Source organism: Polaribacter litoreus, from assembly GCF_054584775.1.
This window is the reverse complement of record NZ_JBTLRD010000005.1, coordinates 225,606-241,360: the sequence shown is the minus strand read 5'-3', so window position 1 is coordinate 241,360 and position 15,755 is coordinate 225,606. Positions and strand designations below refer to the sequence as shown.

At 31.2% G+C, this 15,755-nt stretch carries 13 protein-coding genes; 10 read left to right on the top strand and 3 right to left on the bottom strand.

What is annotated here, in order from left to right; genetic code table 11:
* The 10 genes from lpdA to ACW9UN_RS06075 all read left to right on the top strand — a co-directional run bounded on the left by lpdA (position 1) and on the right by ACW9UN_RS06075 (position 10,936).
* Entirely contained in the window at positions 1-1,401 is a 1,401-nt protein-coding gene (gene lpdA, locus ACW9UN_RS06120) for a dihydrolipoyl dehydrogenase (protein WP_459484860.1), read from the top strand.
* 66 nt (positions 1,402-1,467) lie between these two features.
* The gene (locus ACW9UN_RS06115) at positions 1,468-2,778 is read left to right on the top strand and encodes an anthranilate synthase component I family protein (RefSeq protein WP_459484858.1); all 1,311 of its coding nucleotides are present in this window, start codon (positions 1,468-1,470) and stop codon (positions 2,776-2,778) included.
* A gap of 64 nt (positions 2,779-2,842) precedes the next feature.
* Positions 2,843-3,025 carry a hypothetical protein gene (locus ACW9UN_RS06110; protein WP_459484856.1) on the top strand — a complete coding sequence of 61 codons (183 nt, stop codon included), beginning with the start codon at positions 2,843-2,845 and terminating at the stop codon, positions 3,023-3,025.
* Between the two features lie 89 nt (positions 3,026-3,114).
* Positions 3,115-3,348, top strand: coding sequence for a hypothetical protein (locus ACW9UN_RS06105; RefSeq protein WP_459484854.1), 234 nt, complete (start codon positions 3,115-3,117; stop codon positions 3,346-3,348).
* A 2-nt stretch (positions 3,349-3,350) separates the two neighbouring features.
* Entirely contained in the window at positions 3,351-4,172 is an 822-nt protein-coding gene (locus tag ACW9UN_RS06100; RefSeq protein ID WP_459484852.1) for an alpha/beta hydrolase, read from the top strand.
* A gap of 31 nt (positions 4,173-4,203) precedes the next feature.
* Positions 4,204-5,529 carry a tRNA lysidine(34) synthetase TilS gene (gene tilS / locus ACW9UN_RS06095; RefSeq protein WP_459484851.1) on the top strand — a complete coding sequence of 442 codons (1,326 nt, stop codon included), beginning with the start codon at positions 4,204-4,206 and terminating at the stop codon, positions 5,527-5,529.
* The gene (locus tag ACW9UN_RS06090) at positions 5,529-7,493 is read left to right on the top strand and encodes a protein-disulfide reductase DsbD family protein (protein ID WP_459484850.1); all 1,965 of its coding nucleotides are present in this window, start codon (positions 5,529-5,531) and stop codon (positions 7,491-7,493) included. Before tilS ends, ACW9UN_RS06090 begins: the two co-directional genes overlap by 1 nt.
* A gap of 39 nt (positions 7,494-7,532) precedes the next feature.
* A complete protein-coding gene (locus ACW9UN_RS06085) occupies positions 7,533-7,916 on the top strand; it encodes a hypothetical protein (protein ID WP_459484848.1) in 384 nt (127 codons plus the stop codon).
* 156 nt (positions 7,917-8,072) lie between these two features.
* Complete coding sequence (locus tag ACW9UN_RS06080) at positions 8,073-10,652, top strand: phosphoenolpyruvate carboxylase (protein WP_459484847.1); 2,580 nt, start codon at positions 8,073-8,075, stop codon at positions 10,650-10,652.
* Between the two features lie 5 nt (positions 10,653-10,657).
* Positions 10,658-10,936 carry a hypothetical protein gene (locus tag ACW9UN_RS06075; protein ID WP_459484846.1) on the top strand — a complete coding sequence of 93 codons (279 nt, stop codon included), beginning with the start codon at positions 10,658-10,660 and terminating at the stop codon, positions 10,934-10,936.
* A 67-nt stretch (positions 10,937-11,003) separates the two neighbouring features.
* Here the strand turns inward: ACW9UN_RS06075 and ACW9UN_RS06070 are convergent, their stop codons facing one another.
* From ACW9UN_RS06070 to ACW9UN_RS06060, 3 genes are all read right to left on the bottom strand, one after another.
* Positions 11,004-11,582, bottom strand: coding sequence for a hypothetical protein (locus tag ACW9UN_RS06070; RefSeq protein ID WP_459484844.1), 579 nt, complete (start codon positions 11,580-11,582; stop codon positions 11,004-11,006).
* Between the two features lie 98 nt (positions 11,583-11,680).
* Positions 11,681-12,895: a 2-oxoglutarate dehydrogenase complex dihydrolipoyllysine-residue succinyltransferase gene (gene odhB, locus ACW9UN_RS06065; protein WP_459484843.1), complete on the bottom strand. Its 1,215-nt coding sequence runs from the start codon at positions 12,893-12,895 to the stop codon at positions 11,681-11,683.
* A 32-nt stretch (positions 12,896-12,927) separates the two neighbouring features.
* Positions 12,928-15,660, bottom strand: a complete 2,733-nt coding sequence (locus tag ACW9UN_RS06060; protein WP_459484841.1) for a 2-oxoglutarate dehydrogenase E1 component — start codon at positions 15,658-15,660, stop codon at positions 12,928-12,930.
* Positions 15,661-15,755: the final 95 nt, after the last annotated feature.

The following is a 15,755-nucleotide window of genomic DNA, read 5'->3' as shown; positions in this document are numbered from 1 at the left end:
ATGAAATACGATATTATTGTCATCGGTTCTGGTCCTGGAGGATATATTGCTGCAGTTAGAGCCTCACAATTGGGTAAAAAAGTGGCCATTATAGAAAAGTATAGTACTCTTGGAGGAACCTGTTTAAACGTGGGTTGTATTCCTTCTAAAGCATTACTAGATTCTTCTCATCATTATTATGATGCAGTGCATCATTTTGAAGAACATGGAATTTCTGTAGAAAAACCTACTTTTGATTTTTCTAAAATGATTGATAGAAAAGCCAAAGTTGTAGAAACAACCACTGGTGGAATCAAGTATTTAATGGATAAAAATAACATTGATGTTTACGAAGGTTTAGGATCTTTTGAAGATGCTACCCATGTAAAAATCACAAAAAACGATGATTCTTCTGAAGTAATTGAAGGTACAAACATCATTATTGCAACTGGTTCAAAACCGGCTACTTTACCTTTTATCGAAATTGATAAAGAACGTATTATCACTTCAACTGAAGCTTTAAAACTAAAAGAAGTTCCTAAGCATTTATTGGTAATTGGTGGTGGTGTTATTGGTTTAGAGTTGGGTTCTGTGTATAAAAGATTAGGTGCAGAGGTAACTGTTATAGAATATGCTCCAAAAATTACACCTGGCATGGATGCAGATGTTTCTAAAGAATTGCAAAAAGTATTCAAGAAACAGGGTATGAAATTTAACGTAAATCATGGTGTGACTGCTGTTGAGAGAAATGGTGATGAAATTACCATAAAAGCCAACAACAAAAAAGGTGAAGAGGTAACTTTTACTGGAGACTATTGTTTGGTTTCTGTAGGAAGAAAGCCATACACAGCAGGTTTAGGCTTAGAAAAGGCAGGGGTAAAAGTAAATGAAAGAGGTCAAATTGATGTGAACGATCATTTACAAACGAATATTTCTAATATTTATGCCATTGGTGATGTTGTAAAGGGTGCAATGTTGGCTCACAAAGCAGAGGAAGAAGGTGTTGTAGTTGCTGAGTATTTAGCAGGACAAAAACCTCATATCGATTATAACTTAATTCCTGGTATTGTATATACTTGGCCAGAAGCAGCAGCTGTTGGTAAAACAGAGCAAGAATTAAAAGATGCTAAAGTAGATTATAAATCAGGTAAATTTTCAATGCGTGCTTTAGGACGTTCTAGAGCAAGTGGAGATATAGATGGCTTTGTAAAAGTGTTAGCAGACAAAAAAACGGATGAAATTTTAGGAGTACACATGGTTGGTGCAAGAGTTGCAGATTTAATTATGGAAGCTGCAGTTGCTATGGAATATAGAGCGTCTGCAGAAGATTTAGCTAGAATTTGTCATGGACACCCAACCTATTCAGAGGCAGTAAAAGAAGCTGCAAAAGCGGCTTGGGATGGTAAACCTTTAAATGCTTAAAATTATAAAATAGTATACTAGACCTCACAGGTTTTTAAAACCTGTGAGGTCTTTTTAATTTAAGAAATGCAGAGAACCATAAAATCTTTTTCTATTAAAAATGTTCCAAAATTTAAAGAACATTTGTTGTTATGGGCTCAACAATTTGAAACTGCAATTTGGTTAGATTCTAACAATTACAAACAACAATATTCTAGTTTCGATTGTGCTTTGGCTGTTGAAGAATTTACCTCAATTAAAACAGATTATTTTAATGCTTTCGATAAATTAGAAGAATATCAATCCACAACTAAAGATTATATTTTTGGGTATATTTCTTATGATGTTAAAAATGATGTTGAACAACTTTCTTCTAATAATTTTGATGGGTTAGACTTTGCTGACTTGTATTTTTTTCAGCCTCAAAAACTGTTTTTTATCAAAGGAGATACAGTAGAATTCCATTATTTAAGAATGGTTGATGATGAAATGGAAAGTGATTTTGATGATATATCTAAAATGTCATTTCGAGCGCAGTCGAGAAATCTAAAATCTGAAAATGATATAAAAATAAAACTACGAATTCATAAAGACGAATATCATCAAAAGGTAAATCAACTTTTAGAGCATATTAAAATCGGAGATCTTTATGAAGCCAACTTTTGTCAAGAATTTTATGCTGAAAATTCGACCATAAATCCGATTAAAGTTTACCAAGATTTAAATAACATTTCTGAACCACCCTTTGCTGTTTTTCTAAAAATGGAACATCAATATTTATTGTCTGCATCTCCAGAAAGATATCTTAAAAAAGAAGGCAATAAAATAATTTCTCAGCCTATAAAAGGTACAGCTAAACGTTTACGAAGCAAAATTGACGATGAGAAAATAGCATCAGATTTATCTAGCGACATTAAAGAACGCTCAGAAAATGTAATGATTGTAGATTTGGTAAGAAACGATTTATCTAAATCTGCAACAAAAGGAAGCGTAAAAGTAGAGGAATTATGCAAGGTATATTCGTTTAAACAAGTGCATCAAATGATTTCTACTGTGGTTGCTGAAATTGAAGAAAATATACATCCTGTAACAGTTTTAAAAGACACATTTCCTATGGGAAGCATGACAGGCGCTCCAAAATTTGCTGCTATGAAAATTATTGAAAATTTAGAAGAAACCAAGCGTGGTTTGTATTCTGGTGCTGTGGGTTATATTACTCCAGATGGCGATTTCGATTTTAATGTAGTGATTAGAAGTATTTTGTATAACGAAGAAAAAAAGTACATTTCTTATTCTGTTGGTAGTGCAATTACAGTAAAATCTGTGCCAGAAAAAGAGTATGAAGAATGTTTACTAAAAGCAAAAGCAATGAAATACGTATTGCAGAATTCTAAATAATTTTACAATTCCTTAATTTTTAGATAAACAAATTTTGTTTGTTCTAAAATATCTTGCAATAAAAATGATGACTACAAAATTATCAGAAAAGGAATATAAAAAACTCGTTATCGACATTGCCAAAAACATAAGTCCTGTACTTGTGCAAAGAGAAAATGATGTAGTTTTTAATGCCGAAAATATTGCCTTACAAGCCAAACAAATTGCAACTGCAGTAAATGAGGTTTTAGCAAATCAAAACACTTAATATTTGCTGTATAAATTGAATTCTTTTTTGTGAAATGCTATTGTATAATAGCCTATAGAGATATACTTTTATATTTATATCTTTACAAGATGATTACAAACAAAGAAGAAAAATTTCAAAATATTTTTGATAGTTTACAGGATAAAAAAACAGAACAAACCATGTTTAGGAGTTTTTTAAATAAATATCCTGATGACTGGAAGCAGCTCAAAATTTCATTTTCTAAATTTAACAGGAGTAAACAATTTGGAAAAACGATTCCATTACCAAAACCAGAACAGTCTTTAAAAAAAGAGCTTCGTGTTTGGTTAAAAAAGCAATAATTATGACTCAAAAAGAATTCAATTTTACTATTTATAATACTGAATTTTATGGTCAATATTGGCAAGGAAAAGAAACCAAAGCTGTAGTTGTTTTAGCACATGGAATGGGCGAACATTCTAATCGTTACAAACACGTTGCAAAAAAATTAACTGAAAATGATTTTGCTGTTGTTGCTTTTGATCATTTTGGCCATGGAAAAACGGAAGGCAAAAGAGGTCATAATCCTAATTTTGAAGCGGTTCTAGAAAGCATTTCAAAAACCATTGCTAAAGCAACAGAATTGTACCCTAACAAACCCGTTTTTTTATACGGCCATTCTATGGGTGGCAATGCAGTTATCAATTATACCTTAAGAAAAAAGCATTCATTAAAAGGAGTTATTGCAACTAGTCCGTTTTTAAAATTAGCTTTTCAACCACCAAAAATTAAATTGGCAATTGGTAAAATTTTACAAAAAATTGCACCCTCAATTACGTTGAGTAATGAATTAAATGTAAATCATATTTCTAGAGATCAAACAGAAGTTGAAAAATACAAAAATGATGATTTAGTACACGATAAAATTAGTCCGAATTTTTCGCTAACCTTTATAGAAACTGGCAATTGGGCTATAGAAAATGCAAACAAATTACAAACCCCAATGTATCTTTTACATGGAACCGATGATAAAATTATCGACTATAAAGGTACAGAAGAATTTGCAAATAATTCAGAATTTGCCTCTTTAAAATTGTACAAAGGTGGCTACCATGAATTGCACAATGATCTTTGCAAAGAAGAAATGCTGCAAGATGTTGTAAACTGGTTGAATTCTAAAATTTAAATGACAAGAATTGCGTATTTTTGATGCGTAAATGCTTCAGAAATTCAAAGAACATATCACTAAAAATTTTCCTTTTTTAAAGGATAAAAAACTATTACTTGCCATTTCTGGAGGTATAGATTCTGTTGTTCTTCATCATCTTTTTAATCAATTAAAAATAGACATTTCTTTAGCACATTGCAATTTTAAGCTTAGAGAAAAAGAAAGCGATTTAGATGAAGAGTTTCTAAAAAAACTTGCCAAAACAAACAACAATCCAATTTTTACAATTCAATTTGATACTTTAAATTTTGCCAAAGAAAACAAACTTTCTACTCAAATTGCAGCAAGAGAATTACGTTACAATTGGTTTAAAGAGTTGATAGAAACACATCATTTCGATTATGTTTTAACAGCACATCATGCAGATGATAATTTAGAAACTTTTCTAATTAACCTAACAAGAGGTTCTGGTTTAGATGGTTTTACAGGCATCCCAAAAATAAACGCAAATATTGTTCGTCCACTTTTACCTTTTTCTAGGGATGAAATTCTGACTTATGCAAAAGAAAACAATATTGCTTGGAGAGAAGATGCAAGCAATGCATCAACCAAATATGTACGTAATAAAATTAGGCATCAAGTGGTGCCTGTTTTAAAGGAAATCAACCCGAGTTTGTTAGAAACTTTTGCCAAATCTTTAGAAAATTTACAAGAATCTCAACAAATTATCGAAGATCGCATTGAAGATATTTCATCAAAAATTATTAAAAAAGATATTTCTAATACAATCGAAATAACAAAAATTAATATTGATAAAATCCATCAACTTTCTAATCCAAAAGCTTATTTATATCAACTTTTAAAGGAGTATAATTTTACAGAATGGAATGATGTTTACGCTCTATTATCGGCACAATCTGGTAAACAAGTTTTTTCTAAAACGCATCGACTATTAAAAGATAGAACTTTTTTAATTGTATCGAAATTAGACTTGTCAACTTCTGAAGATATGACATTTGAAATACAGAAAGATCAATCAGAAATAACAACTCCAATTCATTTAGTTTTAGAAGATATTGATGAAAAATCAATCGAAAACAAGCAAACAATTTACATTGATAAAGATTTGTTAAAATACCCTTTACTTGTTAGAAAATGGAAAAATGGAGACTATCTTTATCCAACAGGAATGCTAGGAAAAAAGAAACTGAGTAAATACTTTAAAGACGAAAAATTTTCGCTCTTAGAAAAAGAACAAACTTGGTTACTTTGTAATGCAGATAACGAAATTATTTGGGTGATTAACCACAGGCAAGATCGTCGTTTTTCATCAACCAAAAACACAAAAAATTATTTAAAAATTACCACCATATAATGAAGAAATTCATCTCGCTATTCATCTTTTTAACCGCTTTTGTTTTAAAAGCACAAACTGAAAATGAGCCCATAACCATTGCCACTTCTGTAAAAAAAATATCAGACACAGAATACGATATTATTTTTAATGCAAAATTATACAAAGGTTGGTATTTGTACTCACAATACAATCCTGATGGTGCTTCATTACCTTTAGAAATTACCATTCCTGAAGGCGAAACTGGCTATAAATTAATTGGCAAAGCAGATGAAAAAGATACTTTTAAAAAATATTCTGATGTTTGGGAAGTAGAAGAAGTTGTTTTTAAAGAGAAGGCAACAATTACCCAAAGAATTCAATTAACCAACAAAAAAATTACACAAGTAAAATTAAATTTCTTTGGTCAAGTTTGTGAAACTGCATGTATAAATATCGATGAAGATTTTACGGTTTCACTTACCAAAAACCCTATAAAAATCACAAATACTGTTGATGAAAGAAGTGCTGCTTTAACCAAACAATTAAAGTTAGATTTAAAAAATACAGAACTTTTAGTAAACACTTCTGATGCAGAATCAGAAAGTTCAAGCGGATTATTTAGTATCTTTTTTCTTGGTTTTGCAGGTGGTTTACTAGCACTGTTAACGCCTTGTGTTTTTCCTATGATTCCGTTAACGGTTTCATTTTTCACAAAACAATCAGAAAACAAAAAGAAAGGAATTTTTAATGCCATTTTGTACGGCTTATTTATCGTTTTAATTTACATCTTATTAAGTTTACCTTTCCACTTTTTAGACAATTTAGATCCAGAAATTTTAAATACAATTTCCACCAATGTCTGGTTAAACATCTTCTTCTTTGCTGTTTTAGTGTTTTTTGCGTTTTCTTTTTTCGGCTTTTACGAAATAACTTTACCAAGTTCTTGGGGTAATAAAATGGATTCTGCTTCTTCTGTTGGCGGAATTATTGGAATCTTTTTTATGGCATTAACTTTAGCAATTGTTTCTTTTTCTTGTACAGGCCCTATTTTAGGTTCTTTATTAGCTGGTTCCTTAACTTCGGATGGAGGAGCAACACAATTAACTGCAGGAATGTCTGGTTTTGGTTTGGCTTTGGCTTTGCCTTTTGCGTTGTTTGCCTTGTTCCCAAATTGGTTAAATTCATTGCCAAAATCTGGTGGTTGGTTAAACACTACCAAAGTGGTTTTAGGGTTTTTAGAACTAGCATTAGCCTTTAAATTTTTATCGAATGCAGATTTAGTTGCACATTGGGATATTTTAAAACGTGAAGTTTTCATCGGAATTTGGGTGATTGTTTTTATAGGATTAGCCTTGTATTTGTTTGCAAAAATTAAATTCCCACACGATTCTCCAATCAAAAAACTATCTTTTTCTAGAATCTCTTTTGGTGTTTTAACAATAGCGTTTATCATTTATATTGCTCCTGGAGTTTTAAAAAATCCTTCTTGGAATTTAAGTTTATTAAGTGGTTTTCCACCTCCACAATTTTACAGTATTTACGAACAAGAAAGTGATTGCCCATTAGGTTTAGATTGCTATAAAGATTTTGATGAAGGTTTGGCAAAAGCAACAGAAGTTAACAAGCCTATTTTATTAGATTTTACAGGATGGGCCTGTGTAAATTGTAGAAAAATGGAAGAAAATGTTTGGAGCGAACCAGACATTTATCAAACTTTAAAAGAAGATTATATTCTAATTTCTTTGTATTTAGATGATAATGAAAAGCAATTACCAAAAGCACAACAATTCGACTTTTTAAAAGCAAATGGTAAGCTTAAAAAAATAAAAACAGTTGGCGATAAATGGTCTACTTTTCAGGTTGTTAATTTTAAAAACGCATCACAACCTTATTATGTTTTGTTAAGTCCAGATTTAGAAATTTTAAATAATGCACAACAATATACAGATAGAGACACTTACTATTCTTGGTTACAAGAAGGATTAGTTAGGTTTAAGAAGTAAATGGAATGATTTTTGATACATTTTTGAAAAACAACTAGCATGAACTTAAGACACTTCTTAATTACCATCTCTTTATTTTTAGGATGTTTTATTCACGCTCAAAACGCAACAAAAGCACCTTCAAAAAAAGCAGTTAGTATTTATACATTTTCCAGTTTATCTAAAAACTCAAATTCAATTGCTAATCTTCATAAAAAATTAAACTTAAGTCATGTTCAATTTGCTTATGTAGGTCATTTTATTTCAGATTTTAATCAACCTTCACTTTTTTTTGAAGATTTAAGTAATACGCAATCCGATTTTATTTACGATTATAAACGACATCAAGATAGAAATTTACCCATAGCCTTTTTAGTTGAAAACAATCCAACTCGTTGGAATTTGCAATGCCCAAATCTACTTTCAGTTCAAGCCACAGATTAAAAAACAACAGAATCAATAAGTTTTATCAGAAATTAAACAATTATAGAAAATTGACTTCAATTTCTACGGTTTTCGTAATTTTTAGAATAATTATTTCCAAAAACACAGGTTCTTTAATTTTTGATTTTTGTAGTTTTACCCTACAAATACAAAAATATGTCTGCACTACCACAATTAACTAGATTTAACGACAATGTGTTGTCTAAATATCAAATTTATAACAGCATATTTGCAACACTTCCATTCCATACCATTAATAGCACAGGTGTTTTGTTACCTCTTTTTCATAAACTATGTGAAAAAGGATTTAAAAATGGAAAGAACCCTACACAAATAGTTGAAAAATTTTTTAAAAAATATGTAGACTCTTCAAAAGAAGAGGTAAAAAAAGATTTATTATTCCATTTTATACAATATATAGAGCGTCAAGTAGTTTTGTTTGATGCCATAGAAGACGCTGCTTTTCCTATTGTAAACAATATGGAGGGTTTTGGTACGCTACGTAATTCGCAAGAAACTGCAATTTTAAGAAATAAAAGAGAAGAACTTAAAAAACACTTGGAGGAGTTTAAGGTTCGTATTGTATTAACCGCACATCCTACGCAATTTTATCCAGGTACAGTTTTGGGTATCATTACAGATTTAGATAAAGCTATACAAAATGACGATTTATTACTCATTAAAAAGCTACTTGCACAATTAGGTAAAACACCATTTTATAAAAAGAAAAAACCAACACCTTTTGATGAAGCTGTTAGCTTAATTTGGTATTTAGAGCATGTTTTTTATAAATCTGTACCTAAAATATACAATTACATTCAGCATCATATTTATGATGGTAAACCCTTAGAAAATGAAATTATAGACCTTGGTTTTTGGCCAGGAGGCGATAGAGATGGAAACCCGTTTGTAACTACTCAAATTACTTTAGATGTTGCAGAAAGGTTGCGTCAATCTATCTTAAGGAGTTATTATAGAGATGTAAGACGTTTAAAAAGACGTTTTACTTTTGATGGTGTTCAAGAAATTTTAGTTGGCGTTGAAAAACGTTTATATAAACATGTTGTTAGAAGTTATGCAAAAGTAAATTTTTCACAAAAAATACTATTAAAAGAGCTAGAAACAGCTAGAGAAATTGTAGAAAAAAAGCACGATGGATTATTTATAGACGAATTGAACGACTTTATCAACAAGGTTAGAATATTTGGTTTTCATTTTGCGACATTAGATCTTAGACAAGATAGTAGAGTTCATCACAAAGCTTTTACGCAAATTGTTGACGATTTATTGGCTTCAGGAGATACTACTTTTCCAAAAAATTATCACAGTTTGTCTCAAGATGAACAGATTGAAATTTTATCGGTAGTAAAAGGAAACATAGATCCCGCTATTTTAACTGATGAAATGTCTGAAAAAACCATTCAGTCTATCTACGCATTAAAAACCATTCAACAAAGAAATGGAGAACGAGGTGCAAATAGATATATTATTAGCAATAACCAAACAGCATTAAATGTAATGCAAACCTTTGCTATGTTAAATTTATGCGGTTTCGAAAATGAATTGCCTGTAGATGTTATTCCGCTTTTTGAAACGGTTGATGATTTAGAGAATTCAGAAAGTGTAATGCGTAAGTTGTATTCTAATAAATCTTATAGATACCATTTGTCTAAAAGAAAAAATAAGCAAACCATTATGTTAGGTTTTTCTGATGGAACCAAAGATGGTGGATATTTAATGGCAAATTGGGGTATTTTTAAGGCAAAAGAAGCTTTAACTAAAGTTTCTAGAGAGTTTGATATTGAAGTTATTTTCTTTGACGGACGAGGAGGACCACCAGCAAGAGGAGGAGGAAAAACGCATCAATTCTACTCATCTTTAGGACCAACAATTGAAGATAAAGAAATACAATTAACAATACAAGGACAAACTATAAGTTCTAATTTTGGTACAGAAGATTCTTCACAGTACAATTTAGAACAATTGTTAAGTTCTGGAATTAAAAATGAAGTTTTTACCAAAGATCAAATTAATGATACGCATAGAGAATTGATTGAAGATTTGGCTTCTACAAGTTATCAGGCTTATGTAGATTTTAAAAATCATCCTTGTTTTTTACCGTATTTAGAAAAAATGAGTACCTTAAAATACTATGCCAAAACTAATATTGGTAGTAGACCAAGTAAGCGATCAAACTCAGATACTTTAGATTTTTCTCAGTTAAGAGCAATACCTTTTGTAGGCAGTTGGAGTCAATTAAAGCAAAATGTACCAGGTTTTTTTGGTGTAGGTACAGCTTTAAAAAAATACGAAGATGCAGGGAGATTTGAAGAAATAGTTGATTTCTATAACTCTTCAGATTTCTTTAAAACGTTGTTAGAAAATAGTATGATGAGTTTAACAAAATCGTTCTTTGGGTTAACGGCTTATATGGCTGATGATCCTTTTTATGGCGATTTTTGGAAGTTGATTCATAAAGAGTATAAAACTACAAAACGTTTATTACTAAAGCTTGCAGGACACAAAGAATTAATGGAAAATCAACCTGTAGGAAAAGCATCAATAGAGATAAGAGAAAAAATTGTATTGCCATTACTAACTATTCAACAATATGCGCTAAAAAAGGTTCAAGATTTACAGAAATCTGGTGCAGAAGCTAGTGAAATTGAAATGTATGAAAAAATGGTAATGCGATCTTTATTTGGTAACATAAACGCTAGTAGAAATTCTGCATAAATACAATGAAAGAAGTTTTTAAAGAGGTTTTAAAAAAACCATTTTTAAATTTCTTGATAAGCAAAAGAGGCTGTCTAAAAAGTATTAAAGCTTGTCATTCTGATAGTAATGTAGAAATCATATTTTTTGTAATGAAAGGTATTGATTTTTCGACTTTGCTTAAAATGACATATAAATCTGCTTGTCAGACAGCTTTTTTTCGTGTACCAAATGGTGTAAGTATTTTGAGAAGTTTTAGCTCTAAATTAAGGTTTTATGACATCAGCAGAGCTCTATGTATTTGATTGAACAAGTAAATACAATCATTTATAGCGGTTGTAAAATGTTGTTTATATGATTTGTGTTTTATCTTTAAAATAAATCTGAAGAACTTAATGTTATACCGAAAGCATTTGCGTTGTAGCTATTGTTCAGAGCGTCTTTATAATCCATAAAAGTATAGCTTAAGCCAATCCATTTCCATGCAATCTCAATTTTTGAACCCAAATCTGCAGAAAAGTTTTCGTTAGCAGCCAAACCATCAGTATTAAATTTAATATTTTGATGAGATACAATACCTGCGGCTAATCTAAAATCTTTAGCAAATCTATAATTTGCTGAGAAATCTATAGGTATTCTTGTTAAAGTGATGCTATAGTTAGTTGCTTTTGTGGTAACATATTTAAAACCTACAGTTGCTCTTAGAGAGGTTTTTTTTAATTCTGAAAAAAATAATTCTCCGCCCACAAATATGCTACCTCCTTGTCCTGCATTTACAGTTTGCGTACTGTTGTCATCAAAATAAATTTCTGCAACACTGTCTCCACCTAATTCTATGGCTGCACCCGCTAAAAAATTAAGTGTTAAGTTTGATTTTTTTACAGTGTTTTTTTGTGAAAAGATGAGTGCTGATGATAACACAACAAACATAAAAAGTAGAATTTGTTTCATTTTAGTTTTAAAATTTTGTTGGCTAAATTAAGAAAATAATAAAAAAAAATCCCAAGCAAATGCTCAGGATTGTATGATTTATTTAACAAAATTACAACTTACATTTCTAAAGCCTTTTCAATATTGTTATCCATTAATAATTCTACTGGATTTTCTAAAGCTTCTTTTACAGCCACTAAAAAACCAACAGATTCGCGTCCATCAATAATTCTGTGATCGTAAGATAGAGCTACGTACATAATTGGTTGAATTACAATACCACCATTCACAGCCATTGGTCTGTTTACAATGTTGTGCATTCCTAAAATACCACTTTGTGGAGGGTTTATAATTGGTGTAGATAGCATAGAGCCAAACACACCACCATTTGTAATAGTAAAAGTTCCACCAGTCATTTCATCAACAGTAATTTGACCATCTCTTGCACGTAAAGCCAAACGTTTCACTTCGCTTTCTACTCCTCTAAATGATAAGTTTTCAGCATTTCTTATTACAGGTACCATTAATCCTTTAGGACCTGATACTGCAATAGAAATATCTTGAAAATCGTGCTTTATTTGAAAGTCTCCATCAATCATAGAATTTACATCAGGATACATTTTTAATGCTCTAACTACAGCTAATGTAAAGAAAGACATAAAACCTAAACCCACTCCATGCTTTGCTTTAAAATCTTCTTTATATTTAGATCTTAAATCAAAAATAGGTTGCATGTTTACCTCATTAAAAGTAGTTAACATTGCAGTTTCGTTTTTTACAGAAACCAAACGTTCAGCTACTTTTCTGCGTAGCATCGACATTTTTTTTCGTTCTGTTCCTCTAGAACCATATGCTGGCTTGCTTCCCATAGATGGAACAGCATTTACAGCGTCATTTTTGGTAATTCTACCATCTTTTCCTGTTCCTTTTACAGCAGATGCAGCAATACCTTTTTCGGCCAATACCTTTTTAGCTGCAGGAGAGGCTGTTCCTGTTGCGTAAGTATCTGCTTTTGGAGCTGGAGCAGCGTCATTTTTCTTTTCTTCCTTTGGAGCTTCTTCTTTGGCAGGAGCAGCATCACCTTCTGGTTTTTCAGCATCCATATCAATTAAACAAACTACAGCACCAACTTCTACAGCATCGCCTTCTTCTGCTTTTAAGGTTATAATTCCACTTTCTTCGGCTGGCAATTCTAAGGTTGCTTTATCAGAATCTACTTCTGCAATGGGTTGATCTTTTTCAACATAATCTCCATCTTCAACTAACCAAGTTGCAATTTCTACTTCTGTAATCGATTCTCCTGGAGAAGGAACTTTCATTTCTAAAACACTCATGTTTTCTATTTTTATTCTGAAATTTTATAATCTTAACTATTAAAAACACTATCAATAACTGCTTTGTGACGCTTTTTAAAGCGTGTGCTTGATCCAGCAGCAGGAACTGCATAATATTTACGAGAACGTACACTTAAATTTTTCAATTCAAAACGTTGTAACATATAACTCCAAGCCCCCATATTTCTAGGTTCTTCTTGTGCCCAAATGTATTCTTCTATATTAGGGTATCTATCAATAATTTTTTGAATTTTTTCTTTATGTAATGGGAACAATTGTTCAATTCTAATTAAAGCAACGTCTTCTCTTTGCAATTCTTCTCTTTCTGCTAATAAATCGTAGTAAAATTTACCCATACAGAACACCATTTTTGTAACTCCATCAACATTTAATGTGTCATCAATAACTTCTTGAAATTCGCCTGTTGCCAATTCTTCGATAGTGTTTACTGCTTTAGAATGACGTAGTAAACTTTTTGGCGTAAATACAATTAACGGTTTTCTATAATCCCGTTTCATTTGACGACGTAATAGGTGGTAAAAGTTGGCAGGAGTTGTACAATTTGCAATTGTCATATTATCTTCGGCACACAATTGTAAATAACGTTCTATTCTTGCTGATGAATGCTCAGAACCTTGACCCTCATATCCATGAGGTAATAAAACAACAATTCCGTTTTGAACTTTCCATTTATCTTCTGCAGCAGAAATATATTGGTCAAACATAATTTGTGCTCCATTAGAAAAATCTCCAAACTGAGCTTCCCAAATAGTTAACGTATTTGGATTACCCATGGCATAACCATAATCGAAACCTAAAACACCATATTCAGACAATAACGAATTGTAAATTGTCATTTGCCCTTTATTGTTTGGATTTGTGTTTAATAAGTTGATGCGTTCTTCTGTAACTTCATCACGTAAAATAGCATGTCTGTGAGAAAAAGTACCTCTTTCTACATCTTGTCCTGAAATACGTACATTAAAACCTTCTTCCATTAGCGAACCATAAGCCAAGTTTTCTGCCATTCCCCAATCTAATTTATTGGTTTCAAAAGTCATCTTTGCACGTGCTTGTAAAATACGCTCTGCTTTTCTAACAAAATTTGCACCTTTAGGAACTGTTGAAACTACTTTTGCTATATTCTTTAGGCTTTCTAAAGGGTAAGTAGTATCTAGAGGAGCTAACATTGCTTCTTGATCTTGACGTTCAAAGCCCTCCCAAGTAGATTTCATAAATTCTTCTACTTTAGAAGTTTTATCTTCTTTAGACTTGTTAAACTCGGTGTTTAACATCTCTTTAAATTCTGTAGTAATTTCTTTTATATGTCCATTTTCTATTGATCCTTCAGAAATTAATTGAGAAGCATAAATATCTTTTGGATTTTTATGTTTAGAGATTGCTTTGTATAATTTTGGTTGTGTAAAACGAGGTTCATCACCTTCGTTATGACCGTATTTACGGTATCCTAATAAGTCAATAAAAATATCTGCTTTAAAGCGCATTCTGTATTCTAAAGCCATTTCCATAGCATGACAAACAGCTTCTGTGTCATCAGCATTTACATGTAATACAGGCGATAAGGTTACTTTACCTACATCTGTACAATAGGTACTTGAACGTGCATCTAAATAATTGGTAGTAAACCCAATTTGGTTATTTACCACAATATGCACAGTACCCCCAGTTTTATAGCCATTTAATTTAGCCATTTGAACTACTTCATAAGCAATACCTTGACCAGCAATTGCAGCATCACCATGAATAACAATTGGTAAAATTTTGCTAGAATCTCCACTGTATTTTCTATCAATTTTTGCTCTAGTAATTCCTTCTGCTACAGATGCTACTGTTTCTAAGTGTGATGGATTTGGTACCAAGTTCATCTTGATTTCATTTCCATTTCTATAAGTTTTGCTTAAGGTTAGTCCTAAATGATATTTTACATCACCGTCAATATCTTCATCTTCAAAATCTTTTCCTTCAAACTCACTAAATAATTCTCTAACGGGTTTTTTAAAGATATTAATTAAAGTATTTAAACGGCCTCTGTGTGCCATTCCTAAAACACATTCTTTAACACCAAACTCTTCTGCAGCATTTCTTAACATTACTGCAATTCCAGGTATTAATGTTTCTCCACCTTCTAAAGAAAATCGTTTTTGACCAACGTATTTTGTTTGTAAAAAACTCTCGAAGGTAACAGCTTGATTTAATTTACCAAAGATGTATTTTTTTGCATCGTTACTATAATTCGGGTGATTGTCGTTTTTGTTTAAGCGATTTTGCCACCATTTTAATTTCTCTGGGTTACGCATATAGGTATATTCTACACCTATAGAATCACAATAAATACGTTTTAGTTTTTCAATAATTTTTGCCAGTGTCGTTTTTCCAAGACCAAGAATTTCACCTGCTGAGAACTCTTTTTCTAAATCGTTTTCGGAAAGACCGAAATTTTCGATATCTAATGTTGGTTCGTATTGTCTTCTTTCTCTAACTGGGTTTGTTTTTGTAAATAGGTGACCTCTAGCTCTATAGCCGTTAATTAAGTCGATTACTAGAAATTCTTTTCGAACTTCTTGAGGTATTTCAACAGTTTCATCATCATCATCAGTAAAAGAGTAGTTTTCATTGGCTAAATCATAACCTTGAAAAAAACTTCTCCAACTTGGCTCTATGGCATCAGGATTTACAAGATATTTATCATATAAATCGGCAATAAAACCTGTATGTGCTGCGTTTAAAAACGAAAATTTATCCATAATTTGTACTATGCTTTTAGTATAAGCAATTAAAGTGTACAAAAATACAATTTTTAGTTGTTAAACAACTTTTAAAATTTAATTATAACAATAAA

Bases quoted from the DNA above. Each gene is read 5' to 3' on its own strand.
- lpdA (WP_459484860.1), top strand. From the start codon at position 1: ATGAAATACGATATTATTGTCATCGGTTCTGGTCCTGGAGGATATATT.
- ACW9UN_RS06115 (WP_459484858.1), top strand. From the start codon at position 1,468: ATGCAGAGAACCATAAAATCTTTTTCTATTAAAAATGTTCCAAAATTT.
- ACW9UN_RS06110 (WP_459484856.1), top strand. From the start codon at position 2,843: ATGATGACTACAAAATTATCAGAAAAGGAATATAAAAAACTCGTTATC.
- ACW9UN_RS06105 (WP_459484854.1), top strand. From the start codon at position 3,115: ATGATTACAAACAAAGAAGAAAAATTTCAAAATATTTTTGATAGTTTA.
- ACW9UN_RS06100 (WP_459484852.1), top strand. From the start codon at position 3,351: ATGACTCAAAAAGAATTCAATTTTACTATTTATAATACTGAATTTTAT.
- tilS (WP_459484851.1), top strand. From the start codon at position 4,204: ATGCTTCAGAAATTCAAAGAACATATCACTAAAAATTTTCCTTTTTTA.
- ACW9UN_RS06090 (WP_459484850.1), top strand. From the start codon at position 5,529: ATGAAGAAATTCATCTCGCTATTCATCTTTTTAACCGCTTTTGTTTTA.
- ACW9UN_RS06085 (WP_459484848.1), top strand. From the start codon at position 7,533: ATGAACTTAAGACACTTCTTAATTACCATCTCTTTATTTTTAGGATGT.
- ACW9UN_RS06080 (WP_459484847.1), top strand. From the start codon at position 8,073: ATGTCTGCACTACCACAATTAACTAGATTTAACGACAATGTGTTGTCT.
- ACW9UN_RS06075 (WP_459484846.1), top strand. From the start codon at position 10,658: ATGAAAGAAGTTTTTAAAGAGGTTTTAAAAAAACCATTTTTAAATTTC.
- ACW9UN_RS06070 (WP_459484844.1), bottom strand. From the start codon at position 11,582: ATGAAACAAATTCTACTTTTTATGTTTGTTGTGTTATCATCAGCACTC.
- odhB (WP_459484843.1), bottom strand. From the start codon at position 12,895: ATGAGTGTTTTAGAAATGAAAGTTCCTTCTCCAGGAGAATCGATTACA.
- ACW9UN_RS06060 (WP_459484841.1), bottom strand. From the start codon at position 15,660: ATGGATAAATTTTCGTTTTTAAACGCAGCACATACAGGTTTTATTGCC.